We start from the raw sequence: 1,009 nt of genomic DNA, 5'->3' as shown, positions 1-1,009 counted from the left end.
CCCGGGGCTTGCCCGGCCCCCGCCCGGCGCGTGCCGGGGGCGTGCCGGGGGCGTGCCGGGGGCGTGCCGGGGGCGGACTAGGCGAACCGATTCACTTAGGTTAGGCTTACCTTATTCTAAGGGGGAATGACATGTCCGACAGAGTGCCCGGCAGACCCCGACTCGCCGGACGAGTGGCCCTGGTGACCGGCGCGGGCCAGGGCATAGGCGAGGCGGTGGCCCGCTCGCTCCACGCGCTGGGAGCCACCGTGGCCGCCACCGATCTGCGCGGCCCGACCGTCACCACATGGGTCGACGAACTCAACCGGGACACCGGGGACACCACTCCCGGAACCGGTACGGAGTCCGGCGTCGCCCGCGCCTACCAGCTCGACGTGACCGACCGGCACGCCGTCGACGAGCGCGTCGCCCGGATCGAACGGGACCTGGGCCCCATCGACATCCTGGTCAACGTCGCGGGCGTGCTGCGCACCGCGCCGGCCGCCGAACTCACCGACGAGGACTGGTCGCTGACCTTCGCCGTGAACACCACCGGCGTCTTCCACACCTCGCGCGCCGTGGCCCCGGGCATGGCCGCGCGCGGGACGGGCAGCATCGTCACCGTCGCCTCCAACGCGGCGGGCATCCCCCGCACCGGCATGGCCGCCTACGCCGCCTCCAAGGCGGCCGCCGTCATGTTCACCAAGTGCGTCGGACTGGAGTACGCCCGCCACGGGGTCCGCTGCAACGTGGTGGCACCGGGCTCCACCGACACTCCCATGCAGCGTTCCCTGTGGACCGACGACGAGGCACCCCGGCGGGTCCTCGAAGGCGACCTCGCGACGTACCGCACCGGCATCCCGCTGGCCCGGATCGCGGCCCCGCAGGACGTCGCCGACGCCGTGGTCTTCCTCTGCCCCGAACAGGCCCGCCACATCACCATGCAGGACCTGTACGTGGACGGCGGGGCCACCCTGCGCTGACGCGCGCCGGCCCCTCCCGCCCCACCCCCACCCGCAGCCCCCCGAGC

General features: G+C 73.7%; 1 protein-coding gene. It reads left to right on the top strand.

What is annotated here, in order from left to right:
• Positions 1-131: 131 nt before the first annotated feature.
• A complete protein-coding gene (locus tag ADK55_RS16185) occupies positions 132-962 on the top strand; it encodes a 2,3-dihydro-2,3-dihydroxybenzoate dehydrogenase (RefSeq protein ID WP_053679349.1) in 831 nt (276 codons plus the stop codon).
• Positions 963-1,009 lie beyond the last annotated feature (47 nt).

It is taken from the genome of Streptomyces sp. WM4235 (genome assembly GCF_001279725.1).
GTDB lineage: Bacteria > Actinomycetota > Actinomycetes > Streptomycetales > Streptomycetaceae > Streptomyces.
Note: the sequence above shows the minus strand (reverse complement) of the source record. Positions and strands in the feature narration are given on the sequence as shown.